Origin of the sequence: Chlorogloeopsis sp. ULAP02 (genome assembly GCF_038404745.2) — a bacterium.
In the GTDB taxonomy this organism is placed as follows: Bacteria; Cyanobacteriota; Cyanobacteriia; order Cyanobacteriales; family Nostocaceae; genus Chlorogloeopsis.
This window is the reverse complement of record NZ_JAYKTT020000017.1, coordinates 146,501-169,531: the sequence shown is the minus strand read 5'-3', so window position 1 is coordinate 169,531 and position 23,031 is coordinate 146,501. Positions and strand designations below refer to the sequence as shown.

At 42.4% G+C, this 23,031-nt stretch carries 28 protein-coding genes; 23 read left to right on the top strand and 5 right to left on the bottom strand.

Going from position 1 to position 23,031, the window contains the following annotated elements; translation table 11 throughout:
* Window positions 1-49: 49 nt before the first annotated feature.
* On the bottom strand, window positions 50-907 hold the full coding sequence (locus tag U2718_RS09290; protein WP_341997555.1) for a nucleotidyltransferase domain-containing protein: 858 nt from the start codon (window positions 905-907) through the stop codon (window positions 50-52).
* Window positions 908-1,335: 428 nt separating this feature from the next.
* On the opposite strand from U2718_RS09290, the gene U2718_RS09285 reads away from it, so the two are divergent.
* The 3 genes from U2718_RS09285 to U2718_RS09275 all read left to right on the top strand — a co-directional run bounded on the left by U2718_RS09285 (window position 1,336) and on the right by U2718_RS09275 (window position 5,799).
* Window positions 1,336-3,756: a tetratricopeptide repeat protein gene (locus tag U2718_RS09285; protein ID WP_341997553.1), complete on the top strand. Its 2,421-nt coding sequence runs from the start codon at window positions 1,336-1,338 to the stop codon at window positions 3,754-3,756.
* A gap of 400 nt (window positions 3,757-4,156) precedes the next feature.
* Window positions 4,157-5,365 (top strand): cation:proton antiporter, encoded by a 1,209-nt coding sequence (locus U2718_RS09280; RefSeq protein ID WP_341997551.1) that lies wholly within the window; start codon window positions 4,157-4,159, stop codon window positions 5,363-5,365.
* Between the two features lie 158 nt (window positions 5,366-5,523).
* Window positions 5,524-5,799 (top strand): hypothetical protein, encoded by a 276-nt coding sequence (locus U2718_RS09275; RefSeq protein WP_341997549.1) that lies wholly within the window; start codon window positions 5,524-5,526, stop codon window positions 5,797-5,799.
* Window positions 5,800-5,841: 42 nt separating this feature from the next.
* Here the strand turns inward: U2718_RS09275 and U2718_RS09270 are convergent, their stop codons facing one another.
* Entirely contained in the window at window positions 5,842-5,991 is a 150-nt protein-coding gene (locus U2718_RS09270; RefSeq protein WP_341997547.1) for a hypothetical protein, read from the bottom strand.
* Between the two features lie 152 nt (window positions 5,992-6,143).
* On the opposite strand from U2718_RS09270, the gene U2718_RS09265 reads away from it, so the two are divergent.
* The 3 genes from U2718_RS09265 (at window position 6,144) to U2718_RS09255 (ending at window position 9,925) form a co-directional block, all read left to right on the top strand.
* Entirely contained in the window at window positions 6,144-8,327 is a 2,184-nt protein-coding gene (locus U2718_RS09265; RefSeq protein ID WP_341997545.1) for a cation:proton antiporter, read from the top strand.
* A 137-nt stretch (window positions 8,328-8,464) separates the two neighbouring features.
* Window positions 8,465-9,013: a hypothetical protein gene (locus U2718_RS09260; protein ID WP_341997543.1), complete on the top strand. Its 549-nt coding sequence runs from the start codon at window positions 8,465-8,467 to the stop codon at window positions 9,011-9,013.
* Window positions 9,014-9,052: 39 nt separating this feature from the next.
* The gene (locus tag U2718_RS09255) at window positions 9,053-9,925 is read left to right on the top strand and encodes an AMIN domain-containing protein (protein WP_411813254.1); all 873 of its coding nucleotides are present in this window, start codon (window positions 9,053-9,055) and stop codon (window positions 9,923-9,925) included.
* Window positions 9,926-9,998: 73 nt separating this feature from the next.
* On the opposite strand, the gene U2718_RS09250 is transcribed toward U2718_RS09255, so the two are convergent.
* Together U2718_RS09250 and U2718_RS09245 are read right to left on the bottom strand one after the other, a co-directional pair.
* Entirely contained in the window at window positions 9,999-10,535 is a 537-nt protein-coding gene (locus U2718_RS09250) for a DUF3172 domain-containing protein (protein ID WP_341997541.1), read from the bottom strand.
* 161 nt (window positions 10,536-10,696) lie between these two features.
* Window positions 10,697-10,843, bottom strand: coding sequence for a hypothetical protein (locus U2718_RS09245; RefSeq protein WP_341997539.1), 147 nt, complete (start codon window positions 10,841-10,843; stop codon window positions 10,697-10,699).
* Window positions 10,844-11,396: 553 nt separating this feature from the next.
* On the opposite strand from U2718_RS09245, the gene U2718_RS09240 reads away from it, so the two are divergent.
* Window positions 11,397-13,220, top strand: a complete 1,824-nt coding sequence (locus U2718_RS09240; protein ID WP_341997538.1) for an autotransporter domain-containing protein — start codon at window positions 11,397-11,399, stop codon at window positions 13,218-13,220.
* 137 nt (window positions 13,221-13,357) lie between these two features.
* Here U2718_RS09240 and U2718_RS09235 read toward each other — a convergent pair whose 3' ends face one another.
* Window positions 13,358-13,834 (bottom strand): NAD(P)H-quinone oxidoreductase subunit N, encoded by a 477-nt coding sequence (locus U2718_RS09235; RefSeq protein ID WP_341997537.1) that lies wholly within the window; start codon window positions 13,832-13,834, stop codon window positions 13,358-13,360.
* A 1,095-nt stretch (window positions 13,835-14,929) separates the two neighbouring features.
* On the opposite strand from U2718_RS09235, the gene rplC reads away from it, so the two are divergent.
* The 16 genes from rplC (at window position 14,930) to rplR (ending at window position 22,963) form a co-directional block, all read left to right on the top strand.
* Window positions 14,930-15,565, top strand: a complete 636-nt coding sequence (gene rplC / locus U2718_RS09230) for a 50S ribosomal protein L3 (protein WP_341997533.1) — start codon at window positions 14,930-14,932, stop codon at window positions 15,563-15,565.
* Between the two features lie 91 nt (window positions 15,566-15,656).
* Window positions 15,657-16,289, top strand: coding sequence for a 50S ribosomal protein L4 (rplD, locus tag U2718_RS09225; protein ID WP_341997532.1), 633 nt, complete (start codon window positions 15,657-15,659; stop codon window positions 16,287-16,289).
* Window positions 16,282-16,596, top strand: a complete 315-nt coding sequence (locus U2718_RS09220) for a 50S ribosomal protein L23 (protein ID WP_341997530.1) — start codon at window positions 16,282-16,284, stop codon at window positions 16,594-16,596. The genes rplD and U2718_RS09220 overlap by 8 nt, the downstream gene beginning before the upstream one ends.
* A 6-nt stretch (window positions 16,597-16,602) precedes the next feature.
* Entirely contained in the window at window positions 16,603-17,466 is an 864-nt protein-coding gene (rplB, locus tag U2718_RS09215; protein WP_341997529.1) for a 50S ribosomal protein L2, read from the top strand.
* 99 nt (window positions 17,467-17,565) lie between these two features.
* Window positions 17,566-17,841: a 30S ribosomal protein S19 gene (gene rpsS / locus U2718_RS09210; RefSeq protein WP_289790495.1), complete on the top strand. Its 276-nt coding sequence runs from the start codon at window positions 17,566-17,568 to the stop codon at window positions 17,839-17,841.
* An 84-nt stretch (window positions 17,842-17,925) separates the two neighbouring features.
* Window positions 17,926-18,288, top strand: coding sequence for a 50S ribosomal protein L22 (gene rplV, locus U2718_RS09205; RefSeq protein WP_341997527.1), 363 nt, complete (start codon window positions 17,926-17,928; stop codon window positions 18,286-18,288).
* A gap of 53 nt (window positions 18,289-18,341) precedes the next feature.
* Entirely contained in the window at window positions 18,342-19,097 is a 756-nt protein-coding gene (gene rpsC / locus U2718_RS09200) for a 30S ribosomal protein S3 (protein ID WP_341997526.1), read from the top strand.
* A gap of 70 nt (window positions 19,098-19,167) precedes the next feature.
* The gene (gene rplP / locus U2718_RS09195; protein WP_289790498.1) at window positions 19,168-19,593 is read left to right on the top strand and encodes a 50S ribosomal protein L16; all 426 of its coding nucleotides are present in this window, start codon (window positions 19,168-19,170) and stop codon (window positions 19,591-19,593) included.
* Window positions 19,594-19,596: 3 nt separating this feature from the next.
* Window positions 19,597-19,824 carry a 50S ribosomal protein L29 gene (gene rpmC / locus U2718_RS09190; protein WP_341997524.1) on the top strand — a complete coding sequence of 76 codons (228 nt, stop codon included), beginning with the start codon at window positions 19,597-19,599 and terminating at the stop codon, window positions 19,822-19,824.
* 6 nt (window positions 19,825-19,830) lie between these two features.
* A complete protein-coding gene (rpsQ, locus tag U2718_RS09185; RefSeq protein WP_341997522.1) occupies window positions 19,831-20,079 on the top strand; it encodes a 30S ribosomal protein S17 in 249 nt (82 codons plus the stop codon).
* A gap of 86 nt (window positions 20,080-20,165) precedes the next feature.
* Window positions 20,166-20,534 (top strand): 50S ribosomal protein L14, encoded by a 369-nt coding sequence (gene rplN / locus U2718_RS09180; RefSeq protein WP_289790501.1) that lies wholly within the window; start codon window positions 20,166-20,168, stop codon window positions 20,532-20,534.
* On the top strand, window positions 20,534-20,884 hold the full coding sequence (rplX, locus tag U2718_RS09175) for a 50S ribosomal protein L24 (protein ID WP_341997520.1): 351 nt from the start codon (window positions 20,534-20,536) through the stop codon (window positions 20,882-20,884). The genes rplN and rplX overlap by 1 nt, the downstream gene beginning before the upstream one ends.
* Before the next feature lie 117 nt (window positions 20,885-21,001).
* A complete protein-coding gene (gene rplE, locus U2718_RS09170; RefSeq protein WP_341997517.1) occupies window positions 21,002-21,547 on the top strand; it encodes a 50S ribosomal protein L5 in 546 nt (181 codons plus the stop codon).
* A 20-nt stretch (window positions 21,548-21,567) separates the two neighbouring features.
* Window positions 21,568-21,969, top strand: coding sequence for a 30S ribosomal protein S8 (gene rpsH, locus U2718_RS09165; RefSeq protein WP_341997516.1), 402 nt, complete (start codon window positions 21,568-21,570; stop codon window positions 21,967-21,969).
* Window positions 21,970-22,048: 79 nt separating this feature from the next.
* Entirely contained in the window at window positions 22,049-22,597 is a 549-nt protein-coding gene (rplF, locus tag U2718_RS09160; protein WP_341997514.1) for a 50S ribosomal protein L6, read from the top strand.
* A 3-nt stretch (window positions 22,598-22,600) separates the two neighbouring features.
* On the top strand, window positions 22,601-22,963 hold the full coding sequence (gene rplR / locus U2718_RS09155) for a 50S ribosomal protein L18 (protein ID WP_341997513.1): 363 nt from the start codon (window positions 22,601-22,603) through the stop codon (window positions 22,961-22,963).
* The last annotated feature ends 68 nt before the right edge of the window (window positions 22,964-23,031 follow it).

Genomic DNA, 23,031 nt, shown 5'->3' with positions numbered 1-23,031 from the left:
AATTTAAGTGGGACTTCCCATAGCAACTAATGGAAGATGGCAATAAAAATTACATCGTTAAGCGTCGATTTCCATACCATTGACTCAAATCATCCTCGATCGCCTCAATCATCGCAATTGCCTCAGTGATTGATTTTGCATCGGTAGTTAAAAGTGTAAACGCTCGCTCAACCCGTTTTTGATAGTCCTGCGGGCAAATAGCAAACCTACCTGCGACTGCCGTCGCTCCCTTTTCATTCAACAGGTAATCTTCATTAAACGCAAATAAAACCTGATTTATACACGCCACACTACGGAAACAACAACCTGCTGCGTAAACAACATCATTGCGTGCGATCGCCTTTTTTGCAACCAATAGCGAGAAACTTATTTCCCAGGCGAAAGTATCAATAGTTGCCTGTTTCAGCCCAACTGGATAGGGCTTTGTTTTTACCTTCAAAGCTTCTAAAACTCCATCAGGATCGTAAAGTGCCTGACAAATAGCAATTTCCCCCATATAAATAGAGGACACAAAGCCATGAGGATGTCCTGGTTGATAATCAATAGTAATACGTCCTATATGGCAATCATCAATAACACGATTGACCTTTGTCAAATCGCGATAGAGAAAATCTACACCTACACCTTCTACCTGTAGCCAACCGCCGCCGTTAATCCACTTTCCCCATTTACCAATCGCAGTCATCAAATTTTCGCGATGCTGATCATCAAGTTCACAGGCAAGACGATTGAGAGCAATTAAATCGGGTGGGTTTTCTGGATTGTAAAAAATCCCCAAATCCACATCTGACTTGTGAGTGTGGTTGCCCCTTGCCCGTGAACCACCCAGTGCGATCGCTGCAATTCCCTCAATTGACTGCAAGCTTGAAACAATATGGTTGATGAATTGGGGCAATTCTTGATTCATAGAGCGATTGTGAGATTCCTATCGCTGTCATTCTATATTTTAAAGGCAACACTGCTCAGAGCGATGTTGGCGCTCAAGGACTGGGAAAAGCATTGATGATATTTAGCCCTAGATATCACTGTATTGTAAGATCGCTTCTGTATAATTCATCTCTCAGTCGTATGCTGTGGTCGAGCAATTCCTTGATTGTAGGGAGTATTAGAGCACCCAACTCTAGCCACTGTAATTATTTTAAAAAGTAATAAAAATAGTTTGATTTTCATCAACAACATGATTTAATCAGAAATCAAAAAATAAATTACAAGTTTAAGAAAAAGACACAGTTTATAGTATTTCCTTTAGGTATTATGTCCTTCAGGTAGTGAATATATCTCCATCAAATCACAATACTGAGGGAGAATAAAGCGCGATTATACTAGGTAAATAAAATGCAAGGAAGTGTATTAGACAAGCGCTACGAGATTATTCAGCCTTTAGGACGGGGTTTTTTTGGCGCAACTTACCTTGCTAAAGATATCCGCAGGATGGGTCGTCAGTGTGTAGTTAAGCACTTACAACCAGGAAGTAATGACCCATACACACTGCAAGAAGCAAAAAAGCTATTTGAATCAGAGGCAAGAACTCTGGAAAAATTAGGTCAACACGATCAGATTCCTGATCTACTGGATTACTTTCAAGAGAATAACGAATTCTATTTAGTACAAGAATTAGTTGAAGGCTATCCTCTAAATACAGAAATACTGTCTAATCAGAAATTAGCAGAAACCGAGGTTAAATTGATTGTTAAGGATGTTCTAGAGGTATTAAGCTATGTACACAAATGCCAAGTAATTCACCGCGACATTAAACCCAATAATTTGATGCGGCGGCACAAAGATAGAAAGATAGTTCTAATTGATTTTGGAGCAGTTAAACAAGTTCGGACTCAAGTAGTTAATGCTCAAGGGCAAACAAGCTTTACTCAGGTAATTGGTACTCCTGGTTATATGCCCGATGAACAACTAAGAGGTCAACCACAGTTTAATAGTGATATATACGCCTTAGGAATAACAGCAATTCAAGCATTGAGTGGAGTAGCACCAACAGAATTCCCCTCAGATCCGCGTACAGGTGAAGTTATTTGGCATGGATTGGTAGAGATAAATCCTGAATTGAGAAAAATTTTAGACAAGATGGTGCGATCGCACTGGATGGATCGCTATCAATCTGTAGATGAAGTACTGCAAGACTTACAAAAATTGTCTGCACGGCAAACTCCCTTGCCAAATCCATCTCCACCTCGGAAATTCAAGTTAATTCTCGGTGGTGCAATTTTGGTTTTGGGATTAGGGGGATTAGGAAGTCTTGCATATATCAACTCTGTTTCCAGTCAAACTGAAAAATTCTTCAAAGCAGGTGTAGAAAAGGTTGAAAAACAAGACTGGAAGGAAGCGATCGCCGATTTCGACAAAGTTATTCAAAGTCATCCCAGCAATGGCGAAGCTTATTTATATCGAGGTAATGCTTACTATCAGCTAAAGGAGTCAAAAAAAGCGATTGAGGATTACACCCAAGCATTACGCTATTTAGTTAAAAAAGTTGCTGGTATTGGTGTGCAGTGGCAAAGCGAGCCACAAACCAAAACACTAACTATTCTCAGTGTCCAAGAAAATTCTCCAGCCGCACAGGCAGGAATCAAAGCAGGCGATCAGATTCTGGCAATTGATGGTAATTCGACTGAAAATATCACTGTAGAAGAAGCAACTAAGCAAATTCAAAGCGGCAAGGAGGGTACTCCAGTTACTCTGCGAATTGGGCGCGAAGGTGGTGAATTTACGCTCACGTTCAACCGAATCGACATAGTTAATCGCAAGTATGCCGAAGCCTATCACAAGCGAGGTCATGCCCATTATCAATTAGGAGATAAACAAGCAGCGGTTGAAGATTATACCCAGGCAATTCAAACGGATGCTAATTTCGATCAAGCTTACTATAGCCGTGGATATGTTCGTCACTATGACTTCAGCGACAAACAAGCAGCAATAGATGATTACAACCAAGCAATTCAGCTCAACCCCAACTATACTGCTGCCTATATTAATCGAGGTCATGTCCGCTTGGACTTGGGCAACAAACAATCAGCCATAAATGATTACAACCAAGCAATTCGTATCAATTCTAACTATTCTCTAGCCTATTACAGTCGAGGTAATGTCCGCTTTGACTTGGGCAATAAACAAGCAGCAATTGAAGATTACACACGAGCCATTGAAGCCAATAGTGATTGGGGTACTATTAGTCTCGTTGATGCTTACTTCAAACGTGGTTTTGCTTACCAAGATCTAGGAAATCAACGTGCAGCAATTGAAGATTACAACCAAGCAATTCGGCTTAATCCCAAATATGCCGCAGCCTATAACAATCGAGGTAATGCACGCTCAGAGCTAGGTAATAAACAAGCAGCTCTAGATGATTACACTGAAGCAATACGTATTAACTCTAACTATTATCTTGCTTATTACAATCGTGGTCTAGTTTATCAAGAAAGAGGAGACAAACAAGCAGCTATAGATGATTACACACAGACAATACGTATTAATCCTAACTATGAATCTGCCTACTATAACCGAGGTTTAGCTTACCAAGACAGTGGAGACAAACAAGCAGCCATAAACGACTACACCAAAGCAATCAACATTAATCCCAATAAAGCTAATGCTTATTACAACAGGGGTATCGTTCGCTCTCAGTTAGGAGAAAAACAAAGCGCGATCGCAGATTATCAAAAAGCTGCCCAGCTGTATCAGGAGCAAGGAAAAACAAAAGATTATCAAAATGCTCTCACACGCATCAGTTTGCTTCAGCGGTAGTGAGGGAGGCAGGAGGAAATTAGGACGCGGAAGGGGACGCAAAGACGCGGGGATAAGGGGAGACGGAGACAATAAGAGAAGAATCTGAAACCCTCGTTACCGGGTTCAACCTGGTAAAGAGAATTAAGTGGAAGGTGAAAATTTAGCCTGCGGAGGCAGGCTACCCTCCCGGTAGACACGTAGACGGACGTAGTCCGGCTTCTCGTAGAGTAATGGCTTCTGTTTCCCGTAGGGGTTCCCACAGGGTAAGTAGCTGCCTTTGGCGTCTATATTTGTATAGCCGTACCCTTATAGGGTATCGGAATATTGTAAAAAATCATGAAAAATCAAATCGAAAGATTGAAATAACTATTATGACTTGTGAAGTCACAATTTAGCTTTAATTTTTGAGAGTTTAACTTTGTTATCATCATTATTCGCTGTTAATACTGCTTCTGGCACCCCATTACCATTAACCGATCCAGTTTATATTTTTTGTATTTTATTGTTAGCGATCGCTACAGCACCCCTAATTGCCAAACTGCTGCATCTGCCACCTTTAGTTGTACTGATTATTTTAGGTGCTATTTTAGGTTCCAATGTTCTAGGGATCTTAGCGCGAGACAGCCAATTAATTTTATTAGAAAAAATTGGTCTGCTTTACATTATGTTGTTAGCAGGCTTACAAATGGATTTAAGTAAATTTAGACAAGTGGGAGTGCGATCGCTAATTTTTGGATTGCTCACATTTGGTCTACCCTTAACAGTAGGGATTGTATGCGGTCATTGGCTGACAACGAGCTTTTTAGGTAGCGCACTTTTAGGAATTCTGTACTCTCCTCATACTTTGGTTTCTTATCCAATCGTGACCGTGTTGGGAATCGTGCAAAAAGAAGCAGTTGCAGTTGCGATTGGCGGCACAATCGTTACATCAATTCTTACCCTAAGTGGCTTATCAATTGTGCAAGCGATCGCTGGTGGTAACGTCGGAATTCTCCTGTGGATTAAGTTACTGATTCTGTTACCGTTACTAGTTTTAATCTGTCTTTGGGGTATACCTAAATTTGGACGGCGTTTTCTTTTCAATCAATCAATACCATCTTTGAGAAATCAATTTATCTTCATTCTCAGTAGTCTATTTTTAACAGCAAGTGCTGCACTCTTACTAGGTGTTGATTCTATTGTCGGAGCTTTTATAGCTGGATTATCTTTAAATCCTCTTATTAAGAACGAAAAATCTTTAATGGAACGGGTTGAATTTATCGGAAATAGTTTATTTATTCCTGCATTTTTAATTTCCGTGGGCATTCTATCTAATCCACGGATTTTATTTACTCATCCAGAAAATTTAGGACTTGCCCTTGTGGTAGTAGCAGGAGCAGTGGGCGGTAAATTCCTTGCAGCTTGGATTGCTGGGCTTATTTTTCACTACTCCTTTGCAGAGGTAATGACAATCTTAGGCTTAACAATGTCTCGCGCAGCTTTAGTATTAGTAATAGCTCTGTATGGTAAACAGGTAGGATTGCTAAATGAAGGTTTATTTAATGCCATCATTTTTTATATTTTAATTACCTGTTTGATTGGCCCTTTAGTGACAAATGCTTTTGGCAAAAAAGTTGCAGGCAAGTAATACCATTTTGGATTTAGATTTTGGTTTTTGGATTAAAAGACTCTCTCTGCCACTTTGGTATCAGAATATGAAATATATTATCAGTATGTTTTGCTTAAATTAGGTAGACATAATTCAATGTAAAATGCCACTTGTAGACAACAGACATAAACAGTCTTTTGCCTTCTGCCTACCTACGCTCTTGCGCGCAGCGACTTGGTGCAAGTAGCCGTACCTACCCTACCCTGCGGGAACCCCTTTCGGGGAACGGGAACAGCTTCGCTGAACGGAAGCCGCTAGCTAACGCAACACCTTACGGCGAACGCGTCTACCGCGTCTACTGCCTCCTGCCCTACCCTTCGGGAACGGCTACTCTGCGAGAAGCCGCTTTGCGTCTACGCCGAACGGGTACCTGTGGGAACGCCTCCGGTGTATGGGTAGTCCCCCTACCCTGACGGGAAGCCGCTAGCTAACACAACGCCTGACGGCGAGCGCGTCTACGCCGGAAAGCACAGCCACTGCGCCCTTGCGGCTGTGCCGATTTGTAGTTGCCCGTCAGGGCGGCTACTTTCAAAAGCCACTACTCTACGAGAAGCCGGACTACGTCCGTCTACGTGTCTACCCGGAGGGTAGCGCGTGGCATCCAAGACGGGGGCTGCCTCACCTCCTGCCTTCTACTTAACAACAATTAACATAGCCAGTAACTAAGAAAAAAGTTAAGTGAGCTACAACGGTTGACATATTCAAGCGATTTACAGAATCATCTTAGGAACACCGGATAGTCGCTTGTGAGGAAACTATGCACACAGTTGTTCTCGTTTTGATAGAGGTGCTAATTGTTATTGGGCTGTCTCGGCTAGTAGGATTGGCATTCCGGTGGATTAACCAACCGCTCGTCATTGGTGAAATTGTAGCTGGAATTATGCTCGGCCCTTCTTTTTTTGGCTTAATTGCTCCAGGGCTAGCAGCTACTTTATTTCCAGCCCAAACAGCCCCCTTCCTGAATGTTTTATCTCAGGTAGGGCTAATCTTTTTTATGTTTTTGATTGGGTTGGAACTAAATCCTAGATACATTAGTGGCAATTTAGAAATAGCAATTTTGACTTCCCATGTCAGTATTTTAGTACCGTTTTCCTTGGGAACTCTGCTGGCGGTACTGATTTATCCTTTGCTTTCCAATGCTAGTGTGTCGTTTACAGCCTTTGCCCTTTTTTTGGGAGCGGCAATGTCGATTACTGCTTTTCCAGTACTGGCACGAATTATTACCGAGAACAACTTGCAGGGAACGCGATTGGGTACTTTAGCGCTAACTTGCGCTGCTGTAGATGATGTGACTGCTTGGTGCATATTAGCGGTGGCGATCGCTGTAGCACGTACCGGCAGTTTTGCTAGTGCTTTTCCTACAATTATAGAAAGTTTAGTATACATAGGCGTGATGGTTACACTAGGACGGATTTTCCTATCTCGCCTTGCTACCTATTATCGTCGCACCGGACGCCTGAATCAATTTGTTCTCGCCTCAATTTACATTGGCGTCATTGCTTCGGCGCTGCTCACCGAACTAATTGGCATTCACCTAATCTTTGGGGCATTTTTACTAGGGGCAATTATGCCTAAGAGTGCAGGTTTGGTAAGGGAATTGGCAACAAAAACCGAAGATTTTGTCTTAATATTCCTGCTACCAGTATTTTTTGCTTACAGTGGATTGCGGACGGAAATCGGTTTACTCAATCGCCCTGAATTATGGATTTTGTGTGCATTAGTACTTGCAGTGGCGATCGCGGGTAAATATATTGGCACCTATGTAGCAGCTAGAGTTAGTGGCATTGAAAAGCGAGAGGCTTCTGCTCTTGGTTGGTTAATGAATACCCGTGGCTTGACTGAGCTAATAGTCCTTAACATTGGTTTGGAGTTAGGAGTCATTTCGCCCTTACTCTTCACCATGTTAGTAATTATGGCGTTGGTAACAACATTTATGACATCGCCACTACTAGAGTGGACTTATCCGAAAAAGCTGATCAAATTAGATGTGATAGAAGCAGAATTGGAAGTAGAGACGGCTGTAAAAACCATTACAAGTGGAGATAATTTTAGTCGTCCTTACCGAATTTTAGTACCAATAGCCAATCCTGACACTCAAAAAGGTTTGGTACAACTAGCAGCAGCGATCGCAATTAACAATATACATCCCGCCACTGTTAACCCCCTCAGCTTGATCGAACTTGAGGAAGATTATGCCTTTGAGAGTACCCCCGTTGAAGCAGATAGATTAATTCAACAGCGTCGCCAACATTTAGAAGAGTTAATTCAACGCTTGGAACCACCAACAGTTCGTTCATATGTGCATCCTATCATTCGCGTCTCTAATAATGTCGCACGGGAAACTGCTCAAATAGCCGCACTTGAACAAGCTGATCTAATTATCGTCGGTTGGCATCGTCCAGCTTTTAGTAATAATCGTTTAGGTGGACGAGTTGGTCAAATTTTGACTAGTGCAGCTGTTGATGTTGCGGTATTTATAGACAGAGGAGAAGAGCGGTTGGAAAGTTTGCTAGTTCCTTACTCTGCGAATATTCATGATGATTTAGCTTTGATACTTGCCCTGAGATTATTAGTAAATCGCGATACTAGCCACTTACAAATTTTACAGGTAGTTTCAGAGCATCAAGTCAAAGATGAATTGAGTTATGAGTTTCGTTCTTTGATCGAACAAATGCCTAGCAGGATCAGCGATCGCATTGACATGATCACCGTTGCAGCTACAGAGCCAATCCAAGCCGTCGTTGCAGCCTCACAAAACGCCGATCTCACCATTGCAGGCACAAGTCGTGCTTGGGGTATAGAACGTCAAACGCTAGGAAGATACACAGATGAACTAGCCATTCAGTGCCGTTCTTCCCTGCTTATTACTCGCCGTTATAGCCAAGTTACTTCTCATCTCGCCTCGGTGCTGACTGAAATGAAGTCGGAAGTTACAAATTAGGGGAAAGTAAGAGAACAAGACAATATGACGCACAGACAAGGAGAAGAATTCTTCCCCCACTCTCCCACTCTCCCCCTCTTCCCTATTCCCTATCTCCTGTCTTTACCAGTGATTCAGTAATCACATTGGATTGCTATATGCACCATTTCAACTTTAAATCTTTAACCTTTTACAGTATAGCGATCGGTTCAGTTTTGCTTTTATTTAAAACTGTAACTACCTATGGAGAAAAAAATCTTAAGGCTCCTCCCCAAATTAACGGTCGTTATCGTATAGTGTTGGCAGAAAAATTATCTCCTTGCAACCAATCAAACCCAATATTATTAAATATTTATCAATCAGGAATTTATTTAAACGGTTATTTATCACCAGCAAACACTAGTACTGAAAATTTTTCTACTGTCAGTCAAACTAACCAATCTCTCACAGGCAAATATCAAAATTCAACAGCAAGTTTATCTGGGCAAGTCTCTGATTTTGTACTTTGTAATAACGCAAATATAGAAACACAAGCAAATACCAATCAAAATAAGAATTCTCGTAGCTCAATTAGCCTATATATGCAACTAGTTGAGCAAGAAAATTTAATCGGTCAAATCAAAGTAGGTAGTTTTCCTAAAGCAGTCAAATTTACTGCCACATCACAACAATATCAGCAGCAATCTGAGCAATCAAGCAGTTATTAAAAATAAACGCAATTGACTTAACCAGTAAAGGATAATCTCATGGCAAAGCAATTCAGGAATAAGTTATTTTCTCAGTGCTGGGGCAAGTATTTGTTGCCGATAAACTTGTTTGCCTTTCATGCAATCTTTGCCTTAGATGCTGGCATTAGTACTGCCGAATCAGTCGTTAAGTTGGAAGATTGGCGCTTTGATCCAAAAGTAGCCCAGTTAGAAATTAGACTTTCAGCACCTTCACAACCACACTTTTTTTACCTCTCCCAACCTCCTCGCATTGTTGTAGATTTACCAACTACTAAATTAGGTTATGTTTCTACTCAACAAAACTACTCAGGAGCTATAACAAGCATCCGTGTTTCTCAATTTGACACAGATGTAACTCGTATTGTGATTGACTTAGCACCCGGTACTATTTTCAATCCCAACCGCGTACAACTACAAGCATTATCTCGTCAAAATCCTACACGTTGGGTTTTACGTCCATTCCCAGCAGGTAATAGTACATCTCTAATACCTGAAAAGTCTCCACCTCTACCTAGTAGCTTATCCCCTACTCCAGGTTTATACAACTCACCAGCTTCGACTAACTCCACACCAAATTCAGGTAAACATAACCCACTATTGCCTTCAAATAACAGCACACCAAATCAAAATTTATACTATCCGCCACCTCCCAATCACTCCTCACCACAGCCCTTGGTTACTGTACCACCTCTAGTTCCTGATAGTTCTTCTCAAACACCTAACTCTGTTCTTCCGCCACCGATTTTTCCAAATCAGTCCGGTAATTTGAACAATATTCCTTTTTTTCCAACTCCTAATTTACCAGTGCCAACCGCTCCTAAAAATCAACCGATTGATCCTGCTTCCAAAATTATTGAATTTGGGCAACCTCTACCTATCCAAACTAAGTAAAGTTAAAAGTTAGGAGTTAGTCCAAAGTCATTTGATTTTAGATTTTGGATTTTGGATTAACTCACAGATAAATTTAGAATCTTTCCGTTTCTATTGACGGAGCAACGGCTCCTGGTTCATTGACAAAAAAGTTTTTAGCAGCATCATTCTGGTAAATGCAGTTAATATCTGGTTTTTCACCCAAATCACCTGTATAGCCAAAGGTATTCAAACGGTTCTTGCATTCTCTTACCTGTTCATTTGTCACTAGCTTGCGTTGCTCTAAAATAGCCCAGTTATTAGTACGCAAAACGCATCCTGGACGCATTGTAGGTTGAGAAACATAAACATTGAAGGGGTTAAGTGTTACGAACAATCTGGTGTCCATAACCATAGCGCTAGCTCCAAATTGCACACAAGTTTCGGGATTTGGTGCTTTGGTGTCAATAAATTCGCGGGAAGCCACGTTGGATGGAGTAAACGTAGCTGTAGAGCTAAAAGCAATACCAATACCAATGCCTAAAACAAACACCCCTCCTAAAATAGCGAGCGTGGTGAGGTTGAACATTGGAGATTGAAAAAGAGGAGATTTAGGAGTAGTAGCTGTTCTACCAGTGGATTTACGTCTCATTTTTATGTCATCAACTTTATGCTTTAGACAGCAAGTGGGTTTAATCGCTGTCCTTATATTCAGTATGCCTATTATTGGGTGCAATTGCCTGCAACTTTATTTTTTAACCATTGTTTATGTAATTGCTGTAAATTATGCAGTCTTTGCTGGATTAGATCTAACTATAGGGTAAAAAGTGCGATCGCCCCCGGCGGCGTTGTTATTGGCGTGTTCTTTGCTACATCGCGCACAATCGGGGCAAAAAATCCTCTGGATTGTTTACTGACGACGGAGTCAATAATCCTCGCGTATGCGATCGCTATTACCACAATTGCTCTCCAATCACTTTGTCATCATTTCTCTATTTTTTTAAGAGCAAAAATTTTTCACCCAGGTACATCTAAACTACATAACTGCTGTACGCGTAAGCTTTAAGAGCAACTTCTCTTAAGTGATGAATCTATAAATCAATACGCTCCTGCTACCAACTACCAAACGAAACCGCAGATATGTCTTACACTCTAATATTCGCCAACTATTCTTGATGTTGACTTTATCAATTGCTTATTCAGTTTCTCAAGCTAAATATATATTTATTAGTGCTATAAAAGATACAATTTTAGCAAATCCTTTGTTTCATTTTTAACACCTTACTTCTTTTTTTTAAAGTATACATCAGATAAATTATTATCTTTCAATTTTATAACAGAAATCAAGCGCTATATTCTAATGTAGCAAATGATATCTGCTTAATAATTCCATTAAATAAGTCACATAAAATTCTACAGAAAAAACATTGTTTTTTGCATAATTTTCATAAATTTAAACTGGCATTTTGACTTTATCTTCATTACAATTACAGACAAAATTATGTAAAAGTATATGACAAAAAATACTGTAAAAAAAATAAGTATTGCACTTTCTCTGATCCCAGCCCTTATCCCTTTTAAAGCCTTAGCAGATGATTACAATCAGCTTTTTACCTTTGGTGATAGTCTATCCGATAATGGCAACTTGTTTAGATTAACAGGAGGCATATTTCCACTCAGCCCTCCCTACTTTCAGGGGCGTTTTTCTAACGGCCCAGTTTGGGTAGAAATACTAGGTTCTGATTTAAAGATAGATACTAATGCAACTAATAATTTTGCGATTGGTGGTTCCACATCAGGCAATACTAATGCTCTCAGTGAAACACTAAAAATACCGCTACCATCTTTGCCGGATCAACTGGACAACTTTACTTCTACACCAGGAAATCCTAGTTCCGATGCTCTCTTTATCTTGTGGGCTGGTGCTAACGATTATTTAATTCAACCAACAGAACGCAGAGCAACCGACACGCAGGTAGTGGTGAACAACTTATCTAACGCAGTTGCCACACTTATTAATAAAGGCGCTCGCAATATTATTGTGCCTAACTTGCCAGATTTAGGCAAAACTCCTCAAGAGCGATTAGAAAAAACAGCTTCCACTACTACCGCCCTAACTAACAGTCATAACAACAACTTGAATCTCGCCCTCCAACAGATAGTAAAAAACCGCAACGTTAATATTATTCCTCTAGACGTTAATGCCTTATTTAATGAAATTCTTGCTGAACCTGCTAAGTATGGTTACACAAATGTCACAGAGCGTTGTTTTAATCAAGCTTTAGGTACACTTTGCTCAAATCCAGATCAGTATTTATTTTGGGATGGTATTCATCCTACAGCTCGTGGTCATCAACTGATAGCAGAATATACAGTTGCGGTGCTAAATGCTCCTCAAGATATTCTTCCCCAAGCAGACATTGCCTTAAATGTTGCCAAAAGACAAGTACAGCTAATTGATGCTCGTCTTCTCGCACTACGAAATACTTCTGTTAAACCATCAGCAAACCGTTTAGCTATTTTTCTCAACGGTGATGTCAATTTTGGTAATCAAAACTCTAGTAATCAAAATATAGGTTATGATTCTACAACTTCCGGTGTGACAGCAGGCTTTGATTATCGCATTACAGATCAACTTGCTGTGGGAACTACATTGGGCGTTGTAAATAATGATAATGAGTTACGTAAAAATAAGGGTGAAATTGAAGTAAATGGTTATGCCATTTCTGTGTATAGTTACTATGCCCAAAAAGACTTTTACAGCAACGCTGCAATTAGCTATGGTGGTAATGATTTTGAGATAAAACGTAAAATCGATTTCGACAATCGCACAGCAACTGCTAACACTGAAGGCAAGCAGTTTTCTGTTAATATCAACAGTGGTTACATTGCTAAATCAGGCAGTGTTTCCTATGGCCCTACTCTCAGTTTGAAATATGATCGCGTCAGCATTGATAGCTACACAGAAAAAGCAGCTGGTAGCTTAAATATGAAAGTAGATGAGCAACAAGCAGAGTCATTTACCTTAAGTATAGGTGCTCAAATAGCAGTAGCATTAAAGACTGGTATCGGCACCGTTATACCCAATATTCGCGCCAGTTACGAACATCAATTTGCAGAAGATAGCCGCACCATTACCACGGAACTCGTTACCCAACCTGGTATACCCATGCGTGCGAAAACAAATGAACCTGATCGCAATTACTTTAAATTAGCTGCCGGAGCGCAGATAATACTTTCGGAAAATTTTACAGGTGCGATTGACTATGAGACAGCGATCGGGCTAGAAAATGTTAGTGATAATACAATTAGGGGGGAAATCCGCTATCAATTTTGATTAGTTCTTAGGTTTTTTGACATTCATTCTGATCACAGCGATTATTTACATCCTATGAATTTCGCCTCAACTCAGTGGAAATATTGAAAGAGCTTGGCCATTAGTATTAATAATGACCAAGGGCTAATAACTAACAACTAACTAGCTAACAGAGTCTTTTCCAGTGGCATCCACCGGAAAGTGCGATCGCCACCCCTTTCAATCACCACCTTGACTCGTGGTTCTAATTTGGGCAAATTAGCTAAATACTCAACTTCCTCATCAGAAAGAATATGCCCTTCAATGATCCACAAAACTAGTCCCTTTGACTTAGGTGGTAGCTGCTCGAGCTGATAATTGACAATGGGAGGTACGTAATACACGTAACCCACTGCCGCTCCATTCGCAGTACTTTTTTTACCAAGATGCGGAGGTCTAACACCATGAACTCCTGTGAGATAGGCAGAAACATCTCCTAATCCCTTAGCAGTCATATGCAGGGTGACATAGCCAGCTGCACGCAGTCGCCGTCTATACCGACCTTCAAACCCTCCTTCTAGAGGTACGTACACACCAAGAGCGCCATGTTTTTCCAGATCGCGAATTAAAGTGTTACCAGTGGTAATTAGTGCCATAGATTTTTGTCCTATCCCACCTAGATATCTCTATTATTCACCGTTTGCTGTTACATTAAGTTACACAATTAACTTATAGACTAGATTAACTTCATCCACACATGGGTCATTAGTGAGTGGTTAGTAGGAGAGCCAGTGCGGTGGGGAGACAGCGCGTCACGTAAACGCGTAGCGGCTTCCCGTAAAGGTAGGCTAAGTGGCGTAGACGCCCGGAGGGCGGTGAGGGAGTCGCAGTCTTGGACGCCACGTAGCGGGTTTAGAAGATAAATTATCAGTTTGAACAGCAAGATTATCAACAAAACCCGCCCGTACAGTGTTTAGTGGTTGGTTTATTACTCTTTTTGTCCCCTTGTCCTCTTCCCACTCCCATCCTGTTGCTGCTTCCCTACTAAAAAATAATAAATGCAAAAATTTTCTAGACAAAAATAAATATTTGATCTACACTACTAGATTGTGGTCAATTATTAGTCTGCAATCTTATTGTCCTTAGCTAAATTCCAAACCAAAATGGCTAGCTATAGTGGACAATAGGCTGGTAAACTATATAAGCCTTAAGGTTAACTTAAGAGGGCAGAGTGAGTTATAAACTCAAGCCAGCCCTGAGCAGTCAAACAAGTTCACTCTCTCAGCCCTGAAAAAAACAGGTAAGCCCTTAAGCACATAGTTTAAGGAAACAAGTAGAAGCTAAGCAGTAATGTTGGTTTATAGCATTGCATTAGTCTTAGTAAATGGATACTGGGTAAGTCGCTGCCTAAGTCCTACTACAACCAAAAGTGCCAGAGCAATTGCTTGAGTAAAAGTATTGCTGCACCAAGCGCATAGGTTTTAAAGCCTTGCAAAAAATCCAAAAGTGACTCCTTCTAAATCGGAAGGTTCTTTTGGCTGTTCTGGTGAGAAATGAGTGAAATGTAATTGTGGATTCACCAAATGGTACAGACGCTTGTGAAAACCCAGAAGTTGGAACCCTATTACCTAAGGTGTTCCTGACTTCGTTAGGAGGTACCGCAATCAGCGCTAATTAGTCTTGAAGACGTCTGCACCAGCGTTCTGAAGAATCCAATTCCCAAGGAAACAAGTAAAAAGGAGCCAGTAACTGTGTCTGTAGGTATTCTCGGCACTAAACTGGGCATGACCCAAGTTTTTAGCGATGAAGGAGTAGCTATTCCTGTCACCGTTATCCAAGCAGGGCCATGTACAGTTACCCAGGTCAAAACAAAGCAGACCGACGGTTACTTTGCCATTCAAGTCGGCTATGGTGAAGTAAAGCCAAAAGCGCTAAATAAACCGCTATTAGGTCACTTAGCTAAATCATCTGCTCCATCATTACGTCACTTACACGAATATCGCATAGATAATTCTGGCGATTATTCCTTAGGTCAAGAAATTAAGGCAGATATTTTTAGTGCAGGTCAGATTGTAGATGTCATAGGTACCAGTATTGGTCGAGGTTTTGCAGGCAACCAAAAACGCAACAACTTCGGTCGTGGGCCTATGTCGCACGGTTCTAAAAATCATAGAGCGCCTGGTTCTACAGGTGCTGGTACAACACCCGGTCGTGTCTATCCAGGTAAGCGGGCGCCGGGTCGTTTGGGAGGTAGCCGTGTCACAGTTCGTAAGCTGACTGTGGTGCGAGTAGACCCGGAAAGCAACATATTACTAATTAAGGGAGCCGTTCCTGGTAAACCAGGAACCTTATTAAATATTGTGCCTGCAAAGAAAGTTGGGAAGTAGTCATTGGTCATTGGGTCATTGGTCATTAGTAAAGAAAAACTACCAAGGACAAATGACAATTGACAAATGACAAAGAACAAAGGACACGAAAATGGTTGAATGTGTAGTCAAAAATTGGCAAGGAGAGCAAGTCGGGCAGAAAAGCTTTGAGTTGCGGGTTGCCAAAGAAGAAACAGCGGCTCATGTTGTGCATCGAGCCTTGGTTAGACAATTGACCAATGCTCGCCAAGGAACTGCTAGTACAAAAACCCGTTCTGAAGTCAGAGGCGGTGGTCGCAAACCTTGGCGGCAAAAAGGTACCGGTCGGGCGCGTGCAGGTTCTATTCGTTCACCCTTATGGCGTGGTGGTGGTGTCATCTTTGGGCCAAAACCCAGAGAATATAACCTGAAAATGAACCGCAAAGAACGGCGTCTGGCACTGCGGACAGCCTTTACCAGCCGTGCTGATGACTTGATTGTGGTAGAAGATTTTAGCGAACAGCTAGCCCGTCCCAAGACAAAAGAATTAGTGTCGGCGATCGCTCGTTGGGGTTCCGAACCAGAACAAAAAACTTTATTAATAGTGCCTGAGCGGAGCGAAAACGTATACTTGTCAGCCCGCAATGTTGAGAATTTAAAGCTAATTGCTGCTGATCAAATTAATGTTTACGATTTGCTGCACGCTGACAAAATCGTAGTTACAGCATCAGCCCTAGAAAAAATTCAGGAGGTCTACAGTGACTAAGTTTGACCCCCGAAAACTTCCTGATTTAATACGTCGCCCCATTGTAACCGAACGGGCAACCATGCTGATGGAGCAAAACAAATATACTTTTGAAGTCACTCCAAAAGCGACAAAGCCAGAAATTAAAGCGGCAATAGAAAGCTTGTTTGACGTTAAAGTCACACAGGTGAATACCACAAATCTACCTCGTAAAAAAAAGCGCGTAGGCCGATTTGTAGGTTTCAAGCCCCAATACAAGCGAGCCATTGTTACAGTGGCGGCTGGGGACGAAGAGAAGATTAGACAAGTTCTATTCCCAGAGGTTTAAAACAAAATGGGTACTCGTTCTTATCGCCCCTATACCCCCAGTACTCGCCAAGTCACAATTTCCGACTTTGCGGAAATTACCAAGACCGAGCCAGAAAAATCTTTAACTGTCTATAAGCATCGCCACAAAGGTCGAAATAACCAAGGGCGTATTACCAGTCGTTTCCGGGGTGGCGGACACAAGAAACTTTACCGGATCATCGACTTTAAACGCGATAAACGTAATATTCCAGCCAAAGTCGCAGCAATTGAATACGATCCCAACCGTAACGCACGCATTGCTTTATTGCATTATCAAGACGGCGAGAAGCGTTACATCCTTCAGCCCAACGGCTTAAAAGTTGGCACAACAGTGATTGCAGGCCCAAATTCTCCCATTGAAGATGGTAATGCTTTACCACTAGCCAACATCCCCTTGGGTACAAGTGTCCACAATGTGGAGTTAAAAGCAGGTAAAGGTGGTCAAATCGTTCGTTCTGCTGGAGCAACTGCTCAAGTAGTAGCCAAAGAAGGTAACTACGTGAGCTTGAAATTGCCTTCAGGAGAAGTCCGGATGGTAAGGCGGGAATGCTATGCCACCATTGGACAAGTGGGTAACCTGGATGCCAGAAACTTGAGCTTGGGTAAAGCTGGTAGAACTCGTTGGAAAGGTCGTCGTCCTCATGTTAGAGGTAGCGTCATGAACCCAGTTGACCACCCCCACGGTGGTGGTGAAGGACGAGCACCTATTGGTAGATCCGGCCCCGTAACACCCTGGGGTAAACCAGCATTGGGTATGAAGACTCGCAAACCCAAAAAACCAAGTAGCAAGTTGATTGTGCGTCGTCGTCGCAAATCTTCTAAACGTGGTCGTGGCGGTCGTGAATCATAAAAAGTAGGAAGGATGAAGTATGAAGTATGAAACTTAATTAACTTTTCATTCTTCATCCTTTAGCCTTTATCCTTTAACCTTTATCCTTCATCTCTTACTATGGGTCGTTCTCTTAAAAAAGGTCCCTTCGTTGCGGATCATCTGTTGAGCAAAATTGAAAAGCTCAACGCTAGTAACAAAAAAGAAGTTATCAAAACTTGGTCGCGAGCTTCGACAATTCTGCCTGAAATGGTAGGTCACACCATCGCGGTTCACAACGGACGTCAGCACGTACCCGTTTTCGTTAGTGACCAAATGGTAGGACACAAACTAGGCGAATTTGCTCCTACACGCACCTTTAGAGGTCACGCCAAGGATAAAAAAGCAGGGAGATAAAAGGAGTTAGGGGCTAGAGACTAGAGTCTAGTTATTTTCCTAGTCCCTAATCCCTAGTCCCTAGTCCCTACATAGGAGAAAACTATGGCTAATGATACTACTAATGAAGTAAAAGCGATCGCCCGTTATGTACGTATGTCTCCCTACAAAGTGCGGCGAGTACTCGATCAAATTCGTGGACGTTCATATCGAGAAGCACTAATCATTCTGGAGTTCATGCCCTATCGAGCCTGTGAACCAGTCTTAACGCTGATCAGAAGCGCTGCTGCCAATGCCGAGCATAATGCCGGGCTAGATCGCGCTGAACTAGTTATTACTAAAGCATATGCAGATCAAGGCCCAGTACTAAAACGCTTCCAGCCAAGAGCACAGGGACGTGCGTACCAAATTCGCAAGCCAACGTGTCATATCACTGTAGCTGTTGCTCCCGGAGCAACAGCCCAGTAAACACACCAACACGAACAATTGCGTACAAAAAGAATTTTTTAGAGGAAGCATTCGTGGGACAGAAGATACATCCAGTTGGTTTTCGCTTGGGCATCACCCAAGAACACCAATCTCGTTGGTTTGCCGACCCTAGCCGTTATCCAGAACTTTTACAAGAAGACCACAAACTTCGTAATTTTATTGAAGAAAAGCTGGGCAGATACGCTCAAAACAACGCTGGTATTTCTGAAGTGCGGATTGAGCGTAAAGCAGACCAAATCGATCTCGAAGTACGCACAGCTCGACCTGGTGTAGTGGTAGGTCGAGGTGGGCAAGGCATTGAAGCATTACGAAATGGACTCCAACAACTGTTGGGTAGTCATCGCCAAATTCGTATTAACGTCGTTGAAGTGCAACGCGTTGATGCTGATGCCTACTTAATTGCTGAGTATATCGCTCAACAGCTAGAACGCCGGGTTTCCTTCCGACGAGTAGTGCGACAAGCTATCCAGCGCGCCCAAAGAGCTGGAGTGCAAGGCATCAAAGTGCAAGTTAGTGGTCGTTTGAACGGCGCAGAAATTGCTCGGACTGAGTGGACTCGTGAAGGTAGAGTACCTCTACATACTTTACGGGCCGATATTGATTACGCTTACTGTACCGCAAAAACTGTCTACGGTATTCTCGGTATCAAGGTTTGGGTATTTAAGGGAGAAATTATTCCCGGACAAGAAGAAACGCCTACTCCAACAACAACACGGGAGCGCGAACCACGTCGCCGTCAACAACAGCGCCGTCGTCAGCAATTTGAAGACCGCTCAAATGAAGGATAGTCATTAGTCATTAGTAAATGACTAAGGACTAATGACTAATGACTCTTGACCTAACGACAAATGACAAATCATGCTAAGTCCTAGAAGAACAAAATTCCGCAAACAGCAACGCGGACGAATGAAAGGTCTTGCCACTGCTGGCAACTCCCTTAACTTTGGTGATTTTGCCCTCCAAGCCCAAGAACCTGCTTGGATCACTGCCCGCCAAATTGAAGCCTCTCGTCGGGCAATGACCCGTTACATCCGTAGAGGAGGTAAAATCTGGATTCGTATTTTCCCAGACAAGCCTGTAACAATGCGTGCTGCTGAAACACGGATGGGTTCCGGTAAGGGTTCGCCTGAATACTGGGTCGCAGTAGTAAAGCCCGGACGAATTTTATTTGAGATCGCGGGTGTACCCGAAGCTACTGCCCGTGAAGCAATGCGCTTGGCTGCTTATAAGCTGCCGATTAAAACTAAGTTCATTTCACGCTCTGAGCAGGAGACGCAGGAGTAGGTTATGCCTCTTCCAAAAATTTCAGAAGCAAGAGAATTAACTGACGAACAGCTAGCAGAAGAAATTCTTGCTATCAAAAAGCAGTTATTTCAGTTGCGCTTGCAAAAAGCAACAAGACAACTAGAAAAACCCCATCAGTTTCGACACGCCCGACACCGCCTTGCTCAATTAATGACGGTAGAAGCAGAGCGCAAGCGGGCAACAAGTCAACCTGCTAAAGAACAAGAGTAAGAGAGTATGGCAGTCAAAGAAAGAGTTGGCTTAGTAGTGAGCGACAAAATGCAAAAAACGGTGGTAGTCGCCGTTGAAAACCGCGCTCCCCATCCCAAGTACGGCAAAATCGTGGTGAAAACCCGGCGTTATAAAGTTCATGACGAAGAGAATCGCTGTAAAATAGGCGATCGCGTTCGCATTCAAGAAACTAGACCCCTGAGCAGGACTAAGCGCTGGCAAGTCACAGAAATCCTCACCACAAAAAATAGCTAAAGGTTAATAGCTAACAGCTAAGAGCTAATGGTTAATCACAATGAAAAATTAACAATTAGCAATTAACAAAACCAAGGAGAGTAATTGTGATTCAACCCCAGTCTTATCTTAATGTTGCAGACAACAGCGGAGCCCGTAAACTTATGTGTATCCGCGTCCTTGGGGCAGGTAACCGTCGCTACGGTCACGTCGGCGATAGAATTATCGCTGTTGTCAAAGATGCACAGCCTAACATGGCTGTCAAAAAATCTGATGTTGTTGAAGCAGTGATTGTTCGCACCCGTCATAATATCAAGCGGGATAGCGGTATGAGCATTCGTTTTGACGACAATGCCGCAGTAATCATTAACAAAGATGGCAACCCCAGAGGAACACGGGTCTTTGGACCAGTTGCACGAGAATTACGCGACAAAAACTTTACTAAAATTGTTTCTCTGGCTCCGGAGGTGCTCTAATGCCAAGCAAGAAGGAGAAGCCCAAATTTTACAAAATGCACGTAAAAACTGGCGATACCGTGCAGGTGATTGCCGGTAAAGACAAAGGCAAAGTTGGTGAAGTTATCAAAGCACTTCCCCAAGAAAGCAAAGTCGTTGTCAAAGGTGTCAACATCAAGACTAAGCACGTCAAACCCCAAGCAGAAGGCGAGTCGGGACGAATTGTGACCCAAGAATATCCAATTCACAGTTCCAACGTCATGCTTTACTCCAATAAGCAAAACGTTGCTAGTCGCATCTGTTATACCTTCACTGCTGAAGGCAAAAAGGTTCGGATGCTCAAGAAAACTGGGGAAATTCTAGATAAATAAAAGTGTAAAGGCTGAAGGATGAAAATTAGTCATTAAATCACTGATTGGTTCAGATTTCAGACTTCATACTTCAATCTCTTCCCTGACCAAGCCCAGGGGTAGCTAGGACAAAAAACTATGGCAACAAGACTAAAAAGTTTATACCAAGAAACAATTGTCCCCAAACTGATGAAGCAGTTTGAATTCACCAATATTCATCAAGTACCGAAGGTGGTGAAAGTAACTGTGAACCGGGGTTTGGGAGAAGCAGCTCAAAATGCAAAAGCTCTGGAAGCGTCTTTAAGTGAAATTGCCTTGATCACCGGTCAAAAACCCGTAGTAACGCGGGCAAAAAAAGCGATCGCAGGCTTCAAAATTCGTCAAGGTATGCCTGTTGGGATCATGGTGACCCTTAGAGGCGATCGGATGTATGCTTTTCTCGACCGTTTAATCAACTTATCTTTACCGAGAATCCGCGACTTTCGTGGTGTCAGCCCCAAAAGCTTTGATGGTCGTGGTAACTATACTCTTGGCGTCAGAGAGCAATTGATTTTTCCAGAAGTCGAGTACGACAGTATTGACCAAATCCGAGGGATGGATATTTCCATCATCACTACAGCTAACACTGACGAAGAAGGTCGCGCCTTACTAAAAGAAATGGGAATGCCCTTTCGGGATCAATAAATTCATTTATAGAGGAAACGATGGCAACAAACGACACTATCGCTGATATGTTGACGCGCCTCCGCAATGCTAATTTAGCGCGGCATCAAACTACACAAGTGCCATCCACAAAAATGACCCGTAGTATAGCCAAAGTTCTTCGAGAAGAAGGATTTATTGGTGATTATGAAGAATCAGGCGAAGGAGTAAAACGTAACTTGGTGATTTCCCTCAAGTACAAGGGTAAAAATCGCCAACCGATTATTACAGCCCTTAAGCGAATCAGCAAACCAGGCTTGCGTGTTTACTCCAACAAAAAGGAATTACCACGGGTATTAGGTGGTATTGGCATTGCCATTATTTCGACTTCCAGTGGCATCATGACCGATCGGGAAGCACGGCGTCAGAATTTGGGTGGCGAAGTACTTTGCTACGTCTGGTAGTCATTTAGTCATTTGTCATTTGTAATTAGCTAAAGACAAAAACAAATAACAAACGACAAACAACAGAGGACAAAAGGTTATGTCTCGAATTGGTAAACGCCCAATCACAGTCCCTGCAAAAGTGCAAGTGACAGTTGATGGCACCAAAGTTAGTGTCAAAGGGCCAAAAGGTGAGCTTTCTCGCGAGCTTCCCAATCATGTAATAGTTTCCCAAGAAGGGGAAATCTTGACGGTTAGCCGTCGAGATGATTCACGCACCTCAAGGCAAATGCACGGATTGTCCCGCACCTTGGTTGCCAATATGGTTGAAGGAGTTTCCAAAGGCTTTGAACGCCGTTTGGAGATTCAAGGAGTTGGTTACCGGGCTCAAGTCCAAGGTCGTACCCTCGTTTTAAATATGGGTTATAGCCATCAAGTGCAGATTGCACCACCAGAGGGAGTTAACTTTGCAGTTGAAAATAACACCAATGTTATTGTCAGCGGCTATGACAAAGAGGTGGTAGGCAACACGGCAGCCAAAATTCGTGCCGTTCGTCCCCCAGAACCCTACAAAGGTAAAGGTATTCGTTACTCTGGCGAAGTCGTTAGACGCAAAGCTGGTAAGACTGGTAAGGGTGGTAAGAAATAAATTATGAAGCTTACTCGTATAGAATCAAGACAGCGTCGCCGTCGGCGCATTCGCGGCAAAGTAAACGGTTCTACCGAACGTCCACGGTTAGCAGTGTTTCGTTCACACCAGCATATTTATGCTCAAGTAATTGATGACACTAGTCATCACACTTTAGTGGCAGCCTCTTCTGTTGAACCCGAATTAAAATCCAAACTTGGCTCAGGTAAAAACTGTCAAGCTTCTACCGAAGTTGGTAAATTAATCGCTCAACGATCGCTAGAAAAAGGCATCTCTAAGGTAGTCTTTGATCGCGGTGGCAATCTTTATCATGGTCGGGTGAAAGCACTAGCTGAAGCAGCACGTGAGGCTGGGCTAGATTTCTAAATACTAGTCATTGGTCATTAGTTAGTAGTCATTAGCAACAAATGACAAATGGCAAAGGACAAGTGACA